Here is a 19,139-nt window from a genome sequence, read left to right on the forward strand (position 1 = left end):
CACTATCTTTGGGGCCAATTACGTGCGTAAAAATAACTTCGATATACTTAGGCTTGCGCTTGCTTTGACTGTTATGTTTTTCCATATTGGTGGGCTAACTGGCAATGAGTTTCTTAAGCTCGCGCCAGGAGATCTTGCTGTTAAATGCTTCTTCGTAATAAGTGGTTATTTAATAAGTAAAAGCTACCTCAAAAATAATAATATTTATGATTATACCAAGTCTCGTTTTCTGAGAATATATCCTTTATATTTTGTGTGCGTAACTTCTTGCTTTTTCATTGGAATGCTTATGTATTCCAATGGAGCAATGGCGTATCTCCAGAATGGAGCGGCAAAATATCTTGTGGCAAACCTCGCATTCCTTAACTTCATACAACCAGACCTTCCGGGACTTTTCGCTGACAATCTTAAGAATAGCGCTGTTAATGGTTCTTTATGGACGATAAAGATTGAGGTTATGTTTTATATCTCGGTCCCAATAATTTACGGAATATTTGCCAAATCATTTGGAAGAAGAATAACGGTTGCAGCTATTGCATTGCTGTCCCTGATATCAGCAATCTCCATCGAGATCATCGTTGATAAGTACGGATTGAGCGAGTCTTTAAAAAATCAACTGCCATCCCTTATGATATTCTTCATGGCCGGTGCGGCTTTGAACTTTTTCACACCATCATTCTTAAATGTTAAATATCTGCCATTGCTTTTGGTAGCGCTATACTTCTGCGACAGTCATATCTTAGGTAAGATTATCTATCCTTTTGTTGTTGCTGCATTTGTTTATATAATTGCATTCAAGACAAAGCCTATAGCAATTCATGACAAGATTGGTGATTTGTCCTACGGTGTATATATCTTCCATTATCCAGTCATTCAGTTTATGTATCAGTTTGGGGTGTACCAAAACTTCTATATAGGGTTCATCTCAACCGTAATTACAGTTTTAGCATTGGCATACGCAAGCTGGCATCTAATGGAGAAAAGACTTACGTCTCATAAGCATCCTTTGCCCGCCAAGCAGTACCAAACATCCTGAGACTGATATCTACCCTTCTATCTTCAATAGTCGGGATTCCGACCAAAAACCAGCCTTACCCTCACCACTACCTACAGTGGACCCCACGGGGGTAAGGCATGAGGATGAACCTACAAAACAACTGGTTGTCATGGTTCGGCAACGGTATCACGACAATTGCTGCGTACCTGGGAATTACTACGTTAGACCTGACCTATCTCGTTCTGGCCGTTCTCGGCTTCCTGCTATCCCTTTTGGGCTGGCTTGATCGCCGGGCGAAGATTAAAGCAGATCGCCATGCTTCGGCAGAGCGCCTTGCGTTAGACCGTCAACGCACGCGTGCAGTCATTGAGTTTCTCAGCCGCTCGGATACCCATAATATCGATCAGGCAGACGAGGTTGTCGCCAGGGTACAGCGTGTCTTGGCGGATACGGAGATCCAATCGTGAATAGCAGGACAAAATTAAGTGCCGCTGTTTTAGGGCTTGTACTCGCTGGCGCCCCCGCATCAGTCATTCTCGATCAGTTCCTGAACGAGAAAGAGGGAAACAGCCTTACTGCGTATAAAGACGGCGGTGGCATCTGGACTATTTGCCGTGGCGCCACGATGGTCGACGGCAAACCGGTGGTGCAGGGCATGAAGCTGACGAAGGCGAAATGCGACCAGGTAAACGCCATTGAACGGGATAAGGCTCTGGCATGGGTTGACCGCAATATAAAAGTGCCACTGACCGAGCCGCAAAAGGCAGGGATCGCATCGTTCTGCCCTTACAACATCGGCCCGGGGAAATGCTTACCTTCAACGTTCTATAAGCGACTTAACGCTGGTGACCGAAAAGGTGCGTGCGATGCGATTCGTTGGTGGATTAAAGACGGTGGCCGCGACTGCAGATTGACCAAAGGGCAGAAGAATGGCTGCTATGGTCAGGTCGAGCGTCGGGATCAGGAAAGCGCGTTAGCGTGCTGGGGGATAGACCAGTGACAATTAACCCTACTGTAATTGGCGTTGTGATAATCGCTGGGCTCTCTGTCGCTCTTGTTAAAAGTTGTGCCGATGTCAAAACTATCCAGGCTGATAACAGCGTTCTGCGAAGTGACAATGCTTTGCAGGGCCAGGTCATTTCCACCCAGGCTTTTAACTTCAACCGATTCAATCAGGTTGCTGAACACACTAACAGGCTGAACTCACTTATTGATACCAGCACCGAAGAAACTGTAATCGAATACCGGGAGATCCTCCGCCGTGAAAAAACCTGTGATTTGCCTGTTCCTCTTGATATCGCTCGTGGGCTGCTCGAATACACGTACCGTTTACGTGCCAGCGCAATGCACACCGATCCCAGCAGACCTGACGCAACCAATGATAGTGCCGTTGCCGCCAGCTCAATGACGTACTGTCAGGCCGTTCTCTGGATCAAGCCACTGCTGGCTGTCATTGAGAAGGGCAACAATAATTTTGCTGGCATACGGCAGATAGAAAGGGAACGGAAATAGCTTATTTTGTTCCTCAATCGGGAGCAAAATCAAAACGGGTATCAATTCGGGTATGTTGTCATTATAATAAAATAAAACACAGTAAATACATGGTGTTATTTGCTGTGTTTTACTCCTATTATCGGCACCATTTCAAACTCTTCCCAAGTCTACCGAAATCAACTAAAAGCCCGTATACTGCGGTTTCTGGCTCGTATCTTATCTCCTGTTATCAACTGGACTCAACCGAAATCAAGTTGCAGTTGGGGGCATAAGTGGGGGCATTCTATGTTCGGTCCAGGGAGATGCCCCCAATGAAGCTAAATGCACGACAGGTAGACGCTGCTAAACCCAGAGAGAAAGCCTACAAGCTGGCAGATGGTGCTGGTTTGTATCTTGAGGTTGTGCCCTCTGGTTCTCGATACTGGCGAATGAAATATCGCTTCAATGGAAAAGAGAAGCGTATGGCTTTTGGTGTTTATCCAGCAGTGTCTCTCGCACAAGCGAGGGCGCTACGTGATGAAGCCAAGAAAAAACTGGCCGAGGGTATCGATCCATCGTTTGCCAAGAAAGAAGAAAAGCTGGTTCGAAATGTGCAGCTCAATAATACGTTTCAGGCTGTGGCACTTGAATGGCATGGAACGAAGGTGAGCCGATGGTCAGAAGGTTATGCCTCGGACATTATCGAAGCCTTTAATAAAGATATTTTTCCCTATATCGGCCAACAACCGGTGAATGAAATCAAACCGCTGGTTCTGCTTAATGTACTGCGTCGAATGGAAAGCCGTGGCGCGACAGAGAAGGCTAAGAAGGTTCGCCAGCGCTGCAGCGAAGTTTTTCGTTACGCCATCGTTACCGGCCGTGCGGAATACAATCCGGCAGCAGATCTAACCAGCGCGATGTCAGGGCATGAATCGAAGCATTACCCCTTCCTTACCGTTGAGGAGTTACCAGACTTCTTTAAAGCCCTATCCTGCTATACCGGAAGCCCGCTGGTTGTGCTTGCCGCACGTTTGCTGATCCTTACGGGAGTTCGTACCGGTGAGCTTCGAGGTGCTTTCTGGAATGAGTTTGATCTTGAGAAAGCGGTGTGGGAGATTCCTGCCGAGCGAATGAAGATGAAACGGCCTCATCTTGTCCCCCTCTCTACCCAAGCGATGGAGATCGTACAGCAGCTCAAAGTGATGACTGGGCAATATCTACTGGTATTCCCAGGGCGAAATGATCCCCGCAAGACGATGAGTGAAGCGAGTATTAATCAGGTGTTCAAGCGGATTGGATACACGAGGAAGGTAACGGGACATGGTTTTCGCCACACGATGAGTACGATTTTGCATGAGGAAGGATTCAATACGACATGGATTGAAACCCAGCTTGCTCACGTTGATAAGAATTCTATTCGCGGGACGTATAACCATGCTAAGTATCTTGAAGGTAGAAGAGATATGATGCAGTGGTATGCGGATTATATAAGCCAATTCGAAAAATCGAAACTAATACATGCCTCTTAATAATATTTATTAATGAGGGGATTGTTCTTTTATGAACAAGGGAAAAATTATCCGTAGAGCGCTTACTCAGGGAAGCGCTCCAGATCAAAAATTCTATTTTTTTTGTTGCTGATGGAAAATCCCGCTACTTATGGTTTTTAAAATTTTTTTCCTTGCTGAAGCATCAGCAAAAAAAGTGCGGCTTTTCCATTTTTTTGAGGGCGACCAGCTGATTCTGTCATAATTAGAACGAATCATTTTGTATGCGCCACTCAGTTCAATCGCCAAAGTTTCTTTCAGAAGTACACTGAAACCTTTCAATTGGCTAATACCAATCTTCTTCTAGGATTTATCATCTGTAGGGTTAGTCCTGTGGGCGAAAAATAATCACAGTACAAAACCATTATCTTTTCACGCACCTAGCGGCCACGCCGCAGAGTTTCCTTTTCGGCATCATTTGCAAGCTGATAATAAGCAGCCATATAGCCACACGGTTAAATTACCGGATGGCCGTTTCGTTTAGAACCGACTTTCTTGCTTATTTCAACTTTCCGGAAGTGTACCACGGCGGAGAGATAAGCAAAGCGCCTTTATCGGCCGCAGGGCGCGGGATAAGGACCAGAGCCTGAAACACAACATATGTGAGAATAATCAGCTGACAGCGTGGCGCATGTTGTGTTTCATGGGCGCCGGGCGGGTGCTGACGATCAGCAGATCCGGAACTCAGTGTTTTCGGATCTTCATGGAGAAGGAAAGATACTAATGTATATAAAGCAATAATTTGATGAGATTATTGATATTAAGGTATTAATAACCCAAGCGCTTAAAAACATTATTTTTGTTGCCAGTTCTGCATTAATACACCGAAACAAATTCCGTGGGCTATCCCATCCTGGCATGTCAGGTTTGGCACGTAGGAGTACTTCAGATAAATCTGATCAGAATGGCATAACCCGAATGCAAAATGGGCTACGATGGAAAGACTGGGCAAATACAGGGATAAGGAGAGAACATGGCTCAACTCAGGATCCGGGGCGTAAGAAGCTACGCGCCTGACCGGGATATCTGCTTTGATCTCAGCAGTAAGGTGACACTCATCTATGGCCAGAACGGCTCGGGGAAATCCACTGTATCAGGCTATTTTTATGACCGGCAGGCGGATAAATACCGGCACTGTGCATTTGAGAGTCCGCACATCAGCCACTTTCAGGTCTTTAATCAGGAATACATTGACAGCAAATTCGCCCGTTCGGACTATCAGCCCGGGATCTTCACCCTCAGCGAGTCTAATCAGGAAAGCCAGGACAAGATAAACAGTAATAATAAAGAAAGCGCAAAACTGAGTGCCCGGACAGATAAGCTGAATGAGGAGATCGCCGAGAAAGAAGGGATGAAGGATACGGTCGTTGACCGCTGTGCCAGAGATATTTTCAACAGGACCGTTAATGACAGGAAAATCCTCAGCGATTTTCTTGATGGCGCTAAAATTAAACGATCGTTTTACGAACGTATGGTGGCAACACCACTGTCAGATATTTGCACCACGACTGAGGCGCTGGCGGAAAAATGGCGGATGTTAAGTCAGAGCGAAGGAACGCTTGTCGCCGAAATTCATATTCCCCCGACAACTGTTTTAACTGAAGACACCTTAACACTGATGCAGGAACCCGTGATGCCTGCAAGCAGCACGCAATTCTCTGCCCTCATTCAGAAGATAGGTAATGCGGACTGGTTGCGCCAGGGACAGCAGTATATACACGACGATATCTGCCCGTTCTGCCAGCAGTCCCTGGATGTCACGGCCTTTTCGCGCGAACTCATTCAGATGTTTGATAAGTCATACCAGACGTCTCTTGGGGCACTGAGCCAGGCCGCAGAACGACTGGCTCAGGACTGTGATGCCCTGGCCGAATTTGAACGCCGTGTTGCGACCCATACTTTCGTTGATGAGGAGAGTCAGATTTTAACCCTGGTGAAAGCGGTAAATAAAGGGTTCCAGATCCTGTTACAACAACTCCTCACTAAAATTAAAGAGCCTTCTCTGCAGATACAACCTGAGAACGCTCAGGCTCCCCTGGTGCAGCTCCGGAAGGAAGTGGACGTTTTCAATACCTGGGTACGGGAAAACAACCGTCTTGCTGAAAACTTCAGTCAGGAAAAACAGAACCTGTATGTGGATGTCATGGCACACCTCCGGGGAATTTGTGAGGAGTTCTTTGTCGGGCGTGACAGACAGCTTGGCGAATTGCAGAACGAAATCGACACCAGATTGCGTGAAGCTGGCGCCCTGGCTGCTGGTAAGAAAATACTGGATGAAGAGACGAACAGACTGACCGGACAGCTCTCCGACATCCAGCCAACTATTAACAGTATCAATGCGAATCTCAGGCTGCTGGGGATCACCGGCTTTGAAATAATCTGCCATGATGCTGAGATGAAACTGTACCGTCTGCGCCGGGGCAGCGAGCCAGAAAAGGCAGAAGTTTTCAAATCCCTCAGTGAGGGTGAGAAAACAATGGTTGCTTTCCTCTATTTCATTGAATCGTGTTCGGGCAGTCTTACACCAGAAACCATCCATCCGGAAAATAAACTTATTGTGATTGATGACCCGATTTCCAGCCTGTCACATAACTATATCTATGAAGTCGCAGCGCTCATTAAGCGGAAGATAATTAAGGCCGCTGCAGCGAGACATGTGGTGATACTGACGCACAATATGTTTTTCTTCCAGGAGATGTTGCTAAACAGCGGCCGTCTGCAGGATGGCAGGAAAGCACCAGCAAACTGGTCGCTGTTTCGCATTATCAAGTCGGATTACAGCTCCTGTGAAACGCTTTCCATGCACGAAATGCTCAATGAATATCAGGCGCTATGGCAGACCCTTAAAGATGTCAGGGATGAAAAAACACAGCCCGTTGTGCTGTTCAATACGATGAGGAATATTCTTGAGTATTATTTCAGCTTTGCCTGTAAGAATGAAAAGCTTAAAGAGGCCCTGGAGTCTCTGGCTACGGAACACAGCGATGCCGGAGAATATGATTCATTTTACCGGGCCATCAACCGTCACTCGCATTCGGACGGCAGAAATCTTTTCTCCACCGGCGTCATCGATAAGGATCGCTATCTGCACATGTTCAGAAAAGTGTTTATTCACACTGATGACCTTGAACACTATCTTGCCATGATGGGGGAATCCGAAGAACAGCCGGAAACAGAGGCGTAAACAGAGAGTATCGTCACCTGCGGGTACCTTTCACTTAACGCGTCGGGAGCGAGCGCATGTGATTACGCACATGCTCTACGCGCCCGAAACGAAAACGAGTATACCGTACAACGGATACAATTTTCGGTTTCATGGCGGGTTTCCTTTTACAGTCCGGCTACTGCCAGAAGTCCCTGTAACCATTTACAGGCGGTAAAAAGCGCAGAGGGGAACACCCGAGGTGACGACTGCTGATTATAAACACCGTTATGGTTTGAGGTAAATAATTTCCACATTTGAAAGAGGGAAAAGCAGAGATCCCGTTTTCGGAACTAACAGCGATGCGCATCCAGCCTTTTATAACCAAATCTAAGGAAAGCCAGAACTCATGCTGTTAATGGTCGTCCTGCACTCCAGTTCTCTCGCTGGTAACCGAGCATGTTATTTCCGACTTTGCATCTTTTCGGATCTGCGCGGCGGGAAACCCGCAATGGAAATGATTATCAAGTGACATGAATAAAATCATATCTAATATGATGATTAATAAGCTTAATGTAAATCATCCACAGTATGATTTTACATATAACACGGCATCATCAAACGGAGCGTGCAGGATGGATAACGAAGTGACGTTTTCACTCAGCTACGAACAGCTGGCCATGGCAACAACACAGGTCATTGAAGCTATCAAAAAGCGCCAGTATCAGACGACGGCAGCGAAAATTTCCTGTGTGGAGGATGTCATATTTCTGTGGTCTGAGCGTTGCTAACGCAGGGTCATCCGACTTCAGACAGGTACTGGCTGACCTCCATCAATTTCAGGAACATGTAAAGCGTAGCATGTGAGAGGTAGAGAAAGAAGCAAAGTACGTGCATAATGGCTTTTATCTGATGTAGGCTTGTTTTAGTCCAAGGCAGGAGAATAAAAGTGAGCGGTAGCGACAAGGATGGTGAAGGTGTCAGCGTTGAATACGAATTGCTCCGTCGGAGTGTAGGTTGGTTTACCCTTCATAAGATTGGTAATACATTTTGCAGAATAATTTTTAGTCATGGGCTTTTGGTTTTTTGGATTACTGCCTTAATAGGCTTTTTGTGTCATAATGCAAACAGATATGAAGAACATCAGAAAGCAATAAATTTCGACAACAGAAAAACAGAAAAAGAAGTTAGTAGTTCAGAGTGCATACTTATTAACAACATCACACTAAATACTGAAGCGACAGTTAATGGAGAAAAAACAAATCATGGGATTACCAAAAGCCAAAATAACAGAAACAAAGTTAGACGGAATGAGTGTCCTATACTCAAATGATATTTTTTTGCATAAAAACGACGATGGCGAAAACAACGTCGAACTCATTTTTAATATTAAATATAAAATTATATTTAACTTTAAAAACATTGATGATGGCAACGGAGGTCGGGTATCTATTGACAATGAGAAAACAGTTGATGGCGAATCGATGGCATTCAATATCATATATAGCAACGCAAGCTCTTCGTTTGGTGTTACGAATTACCCACTTCATATTTTTACACGAACAGGGAAGATTGATAATGAGGATTTTAAAGAAAAAGTATTCATTAACTTTGCTGTAGACACCATATCTGGCAATGGGAAATTATTAAAAATTGTTATTTTAAGTAAGGCTATGTCGTGAGCGATAAAACAGTTGAAATCAGTAATAGCATCAGCAATCCAGACTTGCCATCTGACAACAATAAGCTTCGCAATAGCATTCCAAGCATAAACGTTGACAGGAAAGAAGAAAAACACGAAAAAGGTAAGATGGCTGACAATGTTGGAACAGGGAGACATGCTCAAACCAACATTATATGGTATATAGTTTCAGCAACTTTCGTTGTTTTTTCGTGCATATGTTCTGCACTAGTAGTCATGTCTATATATGGCTATGAAATTAAAACACTTTTAGATTCGATTAAAGATATATGGGGCGTTTTCACACCAATATTAACTCTCGCACTTGGATATTTATTTGGTAAGCAAGGTTTGAATAACCAAGAGGAAAAAAAGGATTAATTCTTTTTCTTCCTCGAGTAATATGTTGATCTACTAATACTTAATTTGGCCCATGGCTTACTTTGATTCTCACTATTGTCTTGTGTCGGACGCCCACCACCACGACTAGCTTTGCCACCAACACTCCCCTAGCAACCTGAACTTTAGAGGAATGAGTTGCCTTAACGTAATCATTGAAACTTTTTTCAGAGAATCTTTTATTTGTCCATTTAGAAATTCTTTTAGAAATACCCATAACTTCATTTTCGTCTAAGGGCGTGTTGAATTGCAAATTGTAGGCGCAAGCACGTTCATAGCAAGCTTGCAACCATTGTTCATATTCAGGCCAACCCTGCCTGATAGCGCGATAAGTCCACTTTCTTGTTTTTTCGAACAAAGTGCAGTTGCGGCCCAAACCATAGTTCTCAACTACCTATTTATTATTCCCATAATCTAAGTTGAGAAAATCAGCCAACCATTCCAGTGTATAAAGTTCAGGCTGCCACACGGCAATTCTCCAGTGGCTATTGTTAGGATTTTTGCAGATGAGCCCCGAATACCCCGCATCAGCGTCCAATTTCTTACGTACCGCGCTCTCCACGGCTGCGGCGTAGCGCAGTGGCTTAATCTTTACGTCTGGAGCGGTACGTATCGAGGTTTTCAGCGCATTTAACAGATGCGCGTGTCCGTATCTGAGGTTTGTGATGGTTAGCGTGGGCGCAGGTGCATTGCGGTCGCTCCAGTCGATAGCAGCTCCGGCGCGATCAACATCAAATCCCAGCCAGAACATAGCATGAGGTTGGTTGAACTGAATGTATTTAGCCAGAATGGCGCGTTCTTTACGGGGGCTGAAGTCCAATGGAACGAAAACGTACGCTAGTGAAGTAACTGTCTTATATATCAAAACATAATGGACATAGAAAAATGCCATTTTAAATGGAGTCTTTTTAATCGAAAAACGTCATTTAACGGACAGTGTTGTCTACTAATCGATTTTTCAGACGTTTATTTTTCGCTTAACGTATGTTTTCGTACGGTTGGCTCTCAAATCCCGCCACAGAGTATTAAGAACGCGCAGGGCGGTCTCTCGATCCATCTGTTTCAGCAAACATCTTATCCGCCTGGCTTTTGAGGTTCCTTCTTCCTGATAACGTTCATCATCAATATCGATGTTTAGCTCTTCATCAAAAAAAACCGTTAGCGTAAGGTTGGAAAAATCGAGTATCCAGCCCGGATCGCTTTCAAAAATGAGGTTAAAAGCCTCAGATCCTGCATTTTCATTTTTACGCCTGCCTCCTGTTTTTTCATATTATAACGGGATGACACCACCGGTGGTAATGAGTGGTAATGAGCATTAGCTTCGTCTGTTTCGACTTTACCTTTTTTCGGATCTCCGGAAACAGAAAGAACATAATTGACAATATGGCAATAATTATTCTTATTGGTGCATATTTTGCACAAATGTAAGACGGTAATCTTTACATTAAAAGTAAAGCAATAAAGCTTTACATGGTTATGTAAAGCAAATAAGATTTACATACCTTAGTAAAGCCATGAGGCTTTACATTACCAGTCAGTAGAGGAGTTTCCGTATGGCTATGGTCAATGCCCGCATCGATGATGATCTGAAAGCCCGGGTCGATGTAGTACTTCAGCGCAGGAATATAACGGTCACCCAGAATATGACGGATCTCTACCGTTATATTGATCAGCATGAGCAGTCACCCTTTTTACCTGCTCCCCGGCCGCACACGGCCGGCGATGTTGTTGTAAAGTGCTGCTCCGATCTCATGAACATTCGCGATGCACTGCTACTTATCCGCGCTCATGCTGAACGCCAGAGAGGTGTGGAGGAAATAACCGCCTTTTATCAGCTGTTAACTCGCGCCCGTCTGGCGCTAGCCGATGGCCTCTGCTGGCTGCACAGCGCGCCGGCACTCCCCTTCAGCGTAGAACGGTTGCTGTTGCCCCTGGCTCAGGCTCAGGCGCTGGTCGCAGAATGTGATATCACGCTGGGCGGGGGAAGACGCACTGCCCTGCAGCCTTCCGGTGAAAGTATCCGTTCCCTGAACACCGCCCTTGCTGCGCTGGATGAGCTGGTCATCACTCTGTGTCAGAAAGCAGGATTACTTCAACGGCAGATACCGGTGGTAGAGGAAGAGCAGCGTGCAGAGGGCGAATACTGCTCTGTTATCACAGCTGCGGCCACTTTCCCGGGACATACTGATGCGATTGTGATGATACGCCCGGATCTGCTGCGTCTGCTGACGCCACGTCTGAAAGCGGCGATCCCCTGTCCCCAGCTGGCTGGCTGGACGCTAGGTGTGGACATCAACAGTGGCTATAACACCTTTATTCCGGCGCCGGCAGACTCTGCCCCCGTGAACCCTACGTCCGCGTTTGCTGCTGCGGCCGCTGGCGGGGCAATGGGTATCTGCGGCCTGCTTTTCATCCAGGGAGAAACCCGGATTCATTTCTGGCCGCAGAAAGAAGCCGGGACGGATGTCGTCACCCGTGAAATGCTTGCTGAGGCTGTCTGCGAGAAGATGGACAGCCTTCTCCGTAAAATTCTTCAGGGCGCGGGAACAGAAAAAGAGGAATGAAAGGATTCGGTCACGTAATGCTTTCAGCTCAGCATACGGACTTTGCGTCGCCCGGAGGAAGAAAATCCGGTTCCGCTCAGAAAGGTGGTATCAGAACTGATCAGCAGCATCGAAAGCTGCCTGTAACCGCGTCACTGCCGATCGTCCTGCTACAAAGCTCCCTCCGGGAGCTTTTTTTTTAAAAGTCTGTAAGGTTATCAAAGGGCTCGTCAGGGGCAGGTTTTATTATAGTTTCCCCCTGCCGGATCGCAGTCTTACTGGTTCTGAATTTTACGCCGGTAATGTTATGGTACGTCATACCGTCGGTTTTCATCATCAGTGTGTCTTTTTTTTCATTGGCGGACACGAATAAACCCAGATAGCGTGATTTTTTGGTTTCCTCAGCGATCAGCTGAATATTCGGCCTGAAAAGATATATGTCATCTTCGACGTTTTCAAACAGCTCAACCTGATAACGCCGGTTGTTATCATTGGCATGCATGACGCCGGATGAATTATTAAACAGAACGACATTATACCCTATTTTGGCAACCATGCCGTCAGCGTAGTCCTGTGTAGATTTAAAACTGACACCATCAAGCTTAAATTTATTCCGGTCACTGAGATAATCGGCAACCACCTGAGTGATCAGGTAATCACTGTCCTGTCTTTTTCCAAACGCGGGGAGCGTCAGTTTGCGGGAAAGCGTCCTGAAGAACACTGCACGCTCGCGGGTTTTGCGTGTCAGGGGATCAAACTTACTGCCGGAGCCGAAACTGAGCGAGTCAAGGGCAGAGATGTCCAGCACCTTGAGCTCTCGCAGCGGGACAAAGGGCACAGTCACCACAATGCTGCCGACGGGGGGCCTTACTTCAGCAATGGCCACATCCACTGAGGTGGCACCGTAAAACACGGAGATCCCCTGTGCATTCATGCGGCCCGAACGTGCCAGTAATGACGGGGGAGGCCCGAAGTTTTTCTCGGGCTGCGTCAGGGCCTGCTTCACTTCTTCCGGATCCTCAAAGACCCTGGCGCGATGAAGATGCACATCTTCAGACAGCGTTTTTACCGGTGAATCACGGTTCCTGGTTTTCAGCTTATCGATATCACTGAAAAGCGAATCCAGAAACGCGTTAACTTCACGGTTGAAATATCGCGTTTCCTTCAGAAGTGATTTGGTGACTGTTCCCCAGGTATAATCCAGCTCACCGGAAGAGTAGTTCCTTGAACGGTATACCAAATCATCATTATATTGCTCAGCGTCATAATCATTATAAGGGTTGTATTCATTGCAAAGACCGGAATAAATATCTTCAGCCACTTCAAATTCCACCCCCAGTTCTTCGCAGATGACATCCTGTGCAGGATTTCCGCGGCCTGAGTCATAGATATCTACATAAGCATCATAATAATATTCAAAAACATCATTCATCCGCGTGACAATATCTGCCAGATGGATATTTTTACGCTTCAGTTTGCAGTAAGAACACCTCTGTTCGTTATTACCGTTTTGCTTTATTTGCTGGCTGACATACTTGTCCTCCACACACTTATGACAAATATATTTTTCATCCCACATGATTAATCCGCCCGTGATGTGTTGATACAAGGTTACTGTCCTGCAATTCCCAGTCGTAATCAAGAGGGGCGGTACATCAGCACAGGACTGAGGCAGAATAAACTGAGCGGTCTGTCAGCCCGGGCGGCAAACACGAATCAAATGATACTGCTATGACAGCTGCTGTCCCTGCCGTCAGGCTAATGGTCATAAACTTCGTCCTTTTTCGCGGGCAGTGAATATATTACTGAATGCGTCTTAAATTAAGGTGCCCCTGTGCCTCGCCGGAACGCCGATAGTCCCAAACGACAAGGCGATCGCCGGGCACGCTTGCACCTGGTACCGTTCTGCTGACGAACGATGTGCGGGAGTTTAAGCGGGTGCCGGGCCTGGTTCTGGAAGACTGGGTTAAACAGAAACCCAGTGCTGAAAGGTAATGAATGTCCGCTTTGTGCTAGAAACGAGCTTATCAATATAACTCATTGATAACAAGTTGAGCCCCTCAAGGCTGAATCGCCACGGGTTTAACAGACACCTCAGAGTCATTTAAGATGACTTAAAGAGAGGTGCCCATGAGCGGTAAGCGTTATCCTGAAGAGTTTAAAATTGAAGCAGTCAAACAGGTTGTTGATCGTGGTCATTCTGTTTCCAGTGTTGCAACACGTCTCGATATCACCACTCACAGTCTTTACGCCTGGATAAAGAAGTACGGCCCGGATTCTTCCACTCATAATGAACAGTCAGATGCTCAGGCCGAGATCCGCCGTCTTCAGAAAGAGTTGAAGCGGGTTACGGACGAACGGGACATATTAAAAAAAGCCGCGGCGTACTTCGCAAAGCTGTCCGACTGAGGTACGCCTTTATCCGCGACAACAGCCGTTGCTGGCCTGTTCGTTTGCTCTGTCGGGTTCTGGATGTCCATCCGAGTGGATTTTATTTCTGACTTCAGCAGCCACATTCGCAGCGTCACCAGACAGATCAGATGCTGACCGGGCAAATCAAACAGTTCTGGCTTGAGTCTGGCTGCGTCTATGGTTATCGCAAGATCCATCTCGATCTGCGTGATACCGGACAGCAGTGCGGAGTGAACCGGGTCTGGCGGCTGATGAAGCGTGCCGGAATAAAAGCTCAGGTTGGGTACCGTAGCCCACGAGCACGTAAAGGCGAAGCCAGTATCGTGACACCCAACAGGCTCCAGCGGCAGTTCAATCCGGACTCAACGGATGAGCGTTGGGTGACGGACATAACCTACATCCGAACCCACGAAGGCTGGCTGTATCTGGCCGTGGTGGTTGACCTGTTCTCCCGAAAAGTTATCGGCTGGTCAATGCAACCCCGCATGACAAAAGAGATTGTCCTGAACGCATTACTTATGGCGGTGTGGAGGCGTAATCCTCAAAAGCAGGTACTGGTTCACTCTGATCAGGGTAGTCAGTACACGAGCCATGAGTGGCAGTCGTTCCTGAAATCACACGGTCTGGAAGGCAGCATGAGTCGTCGCGGTAACTGCCACGACAACGCGGTTGCGGAAAGCTTTTTCCAGCTACTGAAACGCGAACGGATTAAGAAAAGGATCTACGGAACGAGAGACGAAGCCAGAAGCGATATTTTTGATTATATCGAAATGTTTTATAACAGTAAGCGTCGGCATGGTTCGAGCGAGCAGATGCCACCGGCTGAATATGAAAACCTATATTATCAACGGCTCAGAAGTGTCTAGATTATCCGTGGCGATTCATATGTTGGAGAAGTTGGCTATCAAAAAGACCTTTTTTCCGGTGGCTCTAAGCAAGTTGTGATACCTACCCCGTGGAAAATACCTGGCGTTAAGATACTTGGAAGTGGTGGTTTGAAATGAAAAATGAAATAAAGAAAACGGTAACTGATATCATCAAAATCCTCTCCTCAAATGATGAGGATTCATGGGCAAAAACATTCGAAAAACTAGCCATCGAGCTCGATGTTGATTGTGAGTCATCCATTTACTCGTTGAAAAAACTCTACGGCGGGATGGGATCATTTAACGATATTGTTCTTCATAAAAATGGAATACCTCTAATTCGGGAAAATGACGAGTTAGACGATTTGAGACACAAACTCTACAAGCAGCTTGACCATGCAATCGTTTTGTTAAAGGCAGGTGATTTACCATAGCGTTAGTTTCCAGCGCCGCCAGTAAATTATTGGGTACGCCTCCAGCCTGACAGGGGAAGCGCAGAACCTTAAAACAGGCTCATGTGTGTTCGTCTCGTCAGCATCGATGCCCCCGAAAAGAACCTGCCCTTTGGGCAGCGTTCCCGGCAGACATTCTCATCGATAGTGGCGCAGTGTGCCGTCTCCATAACGTGCAGGAACGCAGATTTCTATGGTCCTCTGCTGGATACGGTGTGGCCTCACATGGGAAGCGCATAAAATAATGAAAGGCCGGTAGGCTTCTCACACCCACTCCTGCCAGATGGAAACCATCAACACTTCTTACGCATCATGCGCCAGGTTCCTCTGACAGCTCCGACAAACCATCACACATCTCTTGCAACTCATTAAACATCCTTGCCACATGGAAACCATCGCACACCGAATGATGGACCTGCACTGCCATAGGCAACAACACTTTTCCATCCTGTTCGTAGTATTTTCCAAACGTGAACATAGGCGAAAAGAAGTTCTTCATGTGCGCAATGTTCATATTAAAGTTGGTAAACGTTACCCACGGAATAGACGAGACGAAAAAGACATTTTCCCGGGATTCTTCCTTAGGCCAGTACGAAAGGATATTTCCATAGCGGGCCGTATCTTCAGTATACGTGTTCTGGAAGTGATGAATATTGCCGTCATAGTGGCTCCACAATGACGAAAACGTCTCCGTTTCAGGGTGGAAAATGGTGTAGCTGGGATGAACTTCATTCCATATGACAAGCTCATTGTCCTTCATAGCCATGCGGAACTCAGGATGCCTGTTCATAATTTTAGACAGGAGAAAAATAATCGTCGGGTAAAACTTCCAGCCAACCTCTTTGATGTGTTTTCTCAGCGCGGTAATGTCGATCAGAACGGTTTGGTTAATTGTGCATTCAGCAAATGACTGGAAGACTTCAAAATGCTCCTTCCTTGGCCAACGAGATAAATCAACAGGCGTATAGGCCGGGGCTGTTTTTTTCATTGCTTAACCTTTGATTATCAATCGTCTAAATGATTTTGGGCCATAAACAACCGGACAACCATTTCAACCGTATCTAATCTTCCTGTCAATCTCAGCCTGGGGTTTTCCGAACAGGTATCCCTGCACGAGATCGCAGCCAAGCGCCTGAAGACGTTCAAGCTGCGCTTCGGTTTCAACACCTTCTGCAATGACCCGCATGTTGAGGCTTTTCGCCATGCCGGTAATTAACTTAACGATATTAAGGGCATCATCCTGCGTGGATATCGGACTCACAAAGGATTTGTCGATTTTGATTTTATCAAAATTGAGTTCGCTCAGTCGTGAGAGTGACGAATAACCCGTTCCGAAATCATCGATAGAAATTTTTACACCCAGCGCTCTGAGCTTTTTGAGAATAGTGATCGGCATGTTGCTGTCACTGAAGAGTGAAGACTCCGTTACCTCTAACTCAAGTCGGCTAGCCGGTAACCCAGTCTCTTTCAGGATGGACTGCACCATCGTTGTAAAAGATTTATTACCTAACTGAATAGGCGAAACGTTTACAGAGATCCTTGCCGGAACGGCCCAGGAAACTGCTTCCCGGCAGGCAAGCTCAAGCACGGTTTTGCCGATCTGATTGATCATCCCCGTTTTTTCAGCGACGGAAATAAAATAATCTGGTGCAAGCATCCCCTTCACCGGGTGTATCCAGCGAATCAGCGCTTCATAGCCGTAAATCTCATTGCTGAATGAATCGACAATAGGCTGATAATAAACAACGAATTCACGGTTATCGATCGCCAGTGCCATATCATGTTCAAGAGTTCTGCTTTCCTGCAACTTTTGCAGCATCCATTGACGGAAAACTTTTATCTGCTGTGAACCCTCTTTTTTGGCTTCGTATAGCGCCAGATCGGCAAATTTATAAAGATAATCAGAGCGTCGTTCATTATCAGATAAAACGATACCCACGCAGGTGGCGATTTTTATCAGCTGGTTATTTATCGTGTAGGGCTGGCTAATATGCTCGCTGATTTCTTTGGCGCGTGAAACGGCGGCAGTTTCGGTGAGTCCACTCGACAGAAGGGCAAACTCGTCTCCGCCTAAACGGTAAAACGTATCCGTTGCGCTGCTCATCGAGGTCAGCCGTCGGGATACCTGATTCAACAGCAAATCTCCCGTATCGTGGCCATAGGTATCGTTGACCTCTTTGAAGCGGTCTAAATCAAATAACATCACCGTGACGGGGACGTGATTTTTATCTGCCTGAAGATTAATTTTGTTGAGATCGTCCCAGAAGAAAAGGCGGTTTTTCATGCCGGTGAGGGAGTCATGATAAACATCATACTCCAGCTTCGCGTTCTGAATTTGCAGTTTTTCTTTTGATATTTGAAGTTCATCAGCCAGGCTTTTGACCTGCATGTGTGCTTTCAGAATGTTTTTATTCTGGTAGATCATTAGGAAGCCAAGAATAAAGCTTAAAATCACCAAGAGCAAAGAGAGTGCGGAATAAATATAATACAGTATTTGTATTTTGTTGTTGGATTCATTAACCGTGTTAATATCTTTTGTTAATGCCGTTGCAGACAGCTGGCTGAGCGGTGCATCGAGCTCATGCATATTTGTCAGGTATGCCTTTAACTCCGGATGGCTCATTTTTTCAAGATGACTATCGAGATAGGTCAGTATTTTTTCTAAGCGTAAAGCCAGCTCCTGATGCGTTTTATCGCTGTCAATGTAGCGACCTAAATCTCCCCCCTTCATTAAATCGGCCTGGCTAAGCATAATTTCGAGGCGCATGCGGACCTGGTCTATCGTAACGTCATCGGTATCGGTTGCGTATAGACCAAGCCATGATTCAAAACGGTAATACTCTGATACCAGTTGTGCCACGGACCAGGACTCAGTGTATTGAGTCAGTTTTTGCAATTCCTGCTGTCGATCGTAAACAAGGAATGCAATATATCCTGTCGTGATAAAAAGAGAAAAAATGATACCAACCAGTATCCTGTTCATTATGTTCTCCTGAACGACTACTCAATCTTCATTTTGCTAACCTGCCATGCTGATCGTGAGTAATAAATCTGATTATTCAACTCAGGAAGACTGTCATAGGGGTATACAATGAACGATGGGCCTTTATCGCGGATGCGCATATATTCGCCATTGACCTTTAAGGCAAGTATGGCGTTGTATTTTTTAAAGTCGCTGAGAGGGATGACGGTTGAGTAATCATTGAGCGCAATAACATTAACGTTTGTACCTTTTGCACCCACATAATCCATGAGCTTGCTCATTGGGACACCCTCAAACTTCGTACGACCGTTATACCAGGGGGAGGTCGTCTCGAAACTCACTACTCCGAGTTTTTCAAGGCTGGCGAGATCAAACACTGCTTTTCCATTTTCGTTGGTATTTTCTATATTACCGTAAATCGTTAAAATGGGTTTACCAACTGGTTTTGGCAGGTCGCCAGCCCAGGTTACACTTTGTACAAGACAGCATAACAGCAGTAGGGTTAATCGCATTTTGACCTCCACCTTTTTAACGTAAGTATAAGAATTATAATTTAGATATCACACGAGTTGATATATTTTGTTGGGAAGTAAGGGGTTTTATCGTTTTTATTGATATAAACTCATTTTAATCAATGAGTTAGG

Annotated in this window: 16 protein-coding genes and 4 pseudogenes; 14 read left to right on the plus strand and 6 right to left on the minus strand. The window is 45.8% G+C overall.

Translation table 11 applies throughout. The features are described from left to right. Positions 1-22: 22 nt before the first annotated feature. From KGP22_RS04425 to KGP22_RS04470, 10 genes are all read left to right on the plus strand, one after another. Positions 23-1,036, plus strand: a complete 1,014-nt coding sequence (locus KGP22_RS04425; protein WP_223581376.1) for an acyltransferase — start codon at positions 23-25, stop codon at positions 1,034-1,036. A 104-nt stretch (positions 1,037-1,140) separates the two neighbouring features. After that, positions 1,141-1,464, plus strand: coding sequence for a hypothetical protein (locus tag KGP22_RS04430; protein WP_223581378.1), 324 nt, complete (start codon positions 1,141-1,143; stop codon positions 1,462-1,464). Then, a complete protein-coding gene (locus KGP22_RS04435) occupies positions 1,458-1,997 on the plus strand; it encodes a lysozyme (RefSeq protein ID WP_223582388.1) in 540 nt (179 codons plus the stop codon). The genes KGP22_RS04430 and KGP22_RS04435 overlap by 7 nt, the downstream gene beginning before the upstream one ends. After that, on the plus strand, positions 1,994-2,509 hold the full coding sequence (locus tag KGP22_RS04440; RefSeq protein WP_223581380.1) for a hypothetical protein: 516 nt from the start codon (positions 1,994-1,996) through the stop codon (positions 2,507-2,509). Before KGP22_RS04435 ends, KGP22_RS04440 begins: the two co-directional genes overlap by 4 nt. A 293-nt stretch (positions 2,510-2,802) precedes the next feature. After that, positions 2,803-3,999, plus strand: a complete 1,197-nt coding sequence (locus KGP22_RS04445) for an integrase arm-type DNA-binding domain-containing protein (protein ID WP_223581382.1) — start codon at positions 2,803-2,805, stop codon at positions 3,997-3,999. A 991-nt stretch (positions 4,000-4,990) separates the two neighbouring features. Then, entirely contained in the window at positions 4,991-7,201 is a 2,211-nt protein-coding gene (locus KGP22_RS04450; RefSeq protein ID WP_223581389.1) for an AAA family ATPase, read from the plus strand. Between the two features lie 593 nt (positions 7,202-7,794). Next, positions 7,795-7,950, plus strand: coding sequence for a hypothetical protein (locus tag KGP22_RS04455; RefSeq protein ID WP_223581390.1), 156 nt, complete (start codon positions 7,795-7,797; stop codon positions 7,948-7,950). 158 nt (positions 7,951-8,108) lie between these two features. Then, a complete protein-coding gene (locus KGP22_RS04460; protein WP_223581391.1) occupies positions 8,109-8,492 on the plus strand; it encodes a hypothetical protein in 384 nt (127 codons plus the stop codon). Further along, the gene (locus KGP22_RS04465) at positions 8,425-8,841 is read left to right on the plus strand and encodes a hypothetical protein (RefSeq protein WP_223581392.1); all 417 of its coding nucleotides are present in this window, start codon (positions 8,425-8,427) and stop codon (positions 8,839-8,841) included. The genes KGP22_RS04460 and KGP22_RS04465 overlap by 68 nt, the downstream gene beginning before the upstream one ends. Then, positions 8,838-9,221: a hypothetical protein gene (locus tag KGP22_RS04470; RefSeq protein ID WP_223581393.1), complete on the plus strand. Its 384-nt coding sequence runs from the start codon at positions 8,838-8,840 to the stop codon at positions 9,219-9,221. The genes KGP22_RS04465 and KGP22_RS04470 overlap by 4 nt, the downstream gene beginning before the upstream one ends. Here KGP22_RS04470 and KGP22_RS04475 read toward each other — a convergent pair. Together KGP22_RS04475 and KGP22_RS24280 are read right to left on the minus strand one after the other, a co-directional pair. Further along, positions 9,218-10,101 (minus strand): annotated as a pseudogene (locus KGP22_RS04475) (replication initiation protein). The gene KGP22_RS04470 and the pseudogene KGP22_RS04475 overlap by 4 nt on opposite strands. A 165-nt stretch (positions 10,102-10,266) precedes the next feature. After that, positions 10,267-10,475: pseudogene (locus KGP22_RS24280) on the minus strand (DUF3644 domain-containing protein); the annotation flags it as partial. A gap of 317 nt (positions 10,476-10,792) precedes the next feature. Between KGP22_RS24280 and KGP22_RS04480 the strand changes: the two are divergent. Beyond that, the gene (locus KGP22_RS04480) at positions 10,793-11,803 is read left to right on the plus strand and encodes a hypothetical protein (RefSeq protein WP_223581394.1); all 1,011 of its coding nucleotides are present in this window, start codon (positions 10,793-10,795) and stop codon (positions 11,801-11,803) included. A gap of 178 nt (positions 11,804-11,981) precedes the next feature. On the opposite strand, the gene KGP22_RS04485 is transcribed toward KGP22_RS04480, so the two are convergent. Beyond that, on the minus strand, positions 11,982-13,361 hold the full coding sequence (locus KGP22_RS04485; RefSeq protein WP_223581396.1) for an RES domain-containing protein: 1,380 nt from the start codon (positions 13,359-13,361) through the stop codon (positions 11,982-11,984). Positions 13,362-13,596: 235 nt separating this feature from the next. On the opposite strand from KGP22_RS04485, the pseudogene KGP22_RS04490 reads away from it, so the two are divergent. The 3 genes and pseudogenes from KGP22_RS04490 to KGP22_RS04500 all read left to right on the plus strand — a co-directional run. Beyond that, positions 13,597-13,777 (plus strand): annotated as a pseudogene (locus KGP22_RS04490) (hypothetical protein); the annotation flags it as partial. A 135-nt stretch (positions 13,778-13,912) separates the two neighbouring features. Beyond that, a pseudogene (locus tag KGP22_RS04495) lies at positions 13,913-15,060 on the plus strand (IS3 family transposase). Between the two features lie 134 nt (positions 15,061-15,194). Then, positions 15,195-15,494 carry a hypothetical protein gene (locus KGP22_RS04500; RefSeq protein ID WP_025912594.1) on the plus strand — a complete coding sequence of 100 codons (300 nt, stop codon included), beginning with the start codon at positions 15,195-15,197 and terminating at the stop codon, positions 15,492-15,494. A 328-nt stretch (positions 15,495-15,822) separates the two neighbouring features. On the opposite strand, the gene catA is transcribed toward KGP22_RS04500, so the two are convergent. From catA to KGP22_RS04520, 3 genes are all read right to left on the minus strand, one after another. Then, positions 15,823-16,500 (minus strand): type A chloramphenicol O-acetyltransferase, encoded by a 678-nt coding sequence (gene catA, locus KGP22_RS04510; protein WP_223581400.1) that lies wholly within the window; start codon positions 16,498-16,500, stop codon positions 15,823-15,825. Positions 16,501-16,563: 63 nt separating this feature from the next. After that, on the minus strand, positions 16,564-18,495 hold the full coding sequence (locus KGP22_RS04515) for a GGDEF domain-containing phosphodiesterase (protein WP_149366146.1): 1,932 nt from the start codon (positions 18,493-18,495) through the stop codon (positions 16,564-16,566). Between the two features lie 17 nt (positions 18,496-18,512). Continuing rightward, a complete protein-coding gene (locus KGP22_RS04520) occupies positions 18,513-19,007 on the minus strand; it encodes a molybdopterin-dependent oxidoreductase (protein WP_024909477.1) in 495 nt (164 codons plus the stop codon). Between the last annotated feature and the right edge of the window lie 132 nt (positions 19,008-19,139).

It is taken from the genome of Enterobacter sp. JBIWA005, from assembly GCF_019968805.1.
Lineage (GTDB): Bacteria > Pseudomonadota > Gammaproteobacteria > Enterobacterales > Enterobacteriaceae > Enterobacter > Enterobacter vonholyi.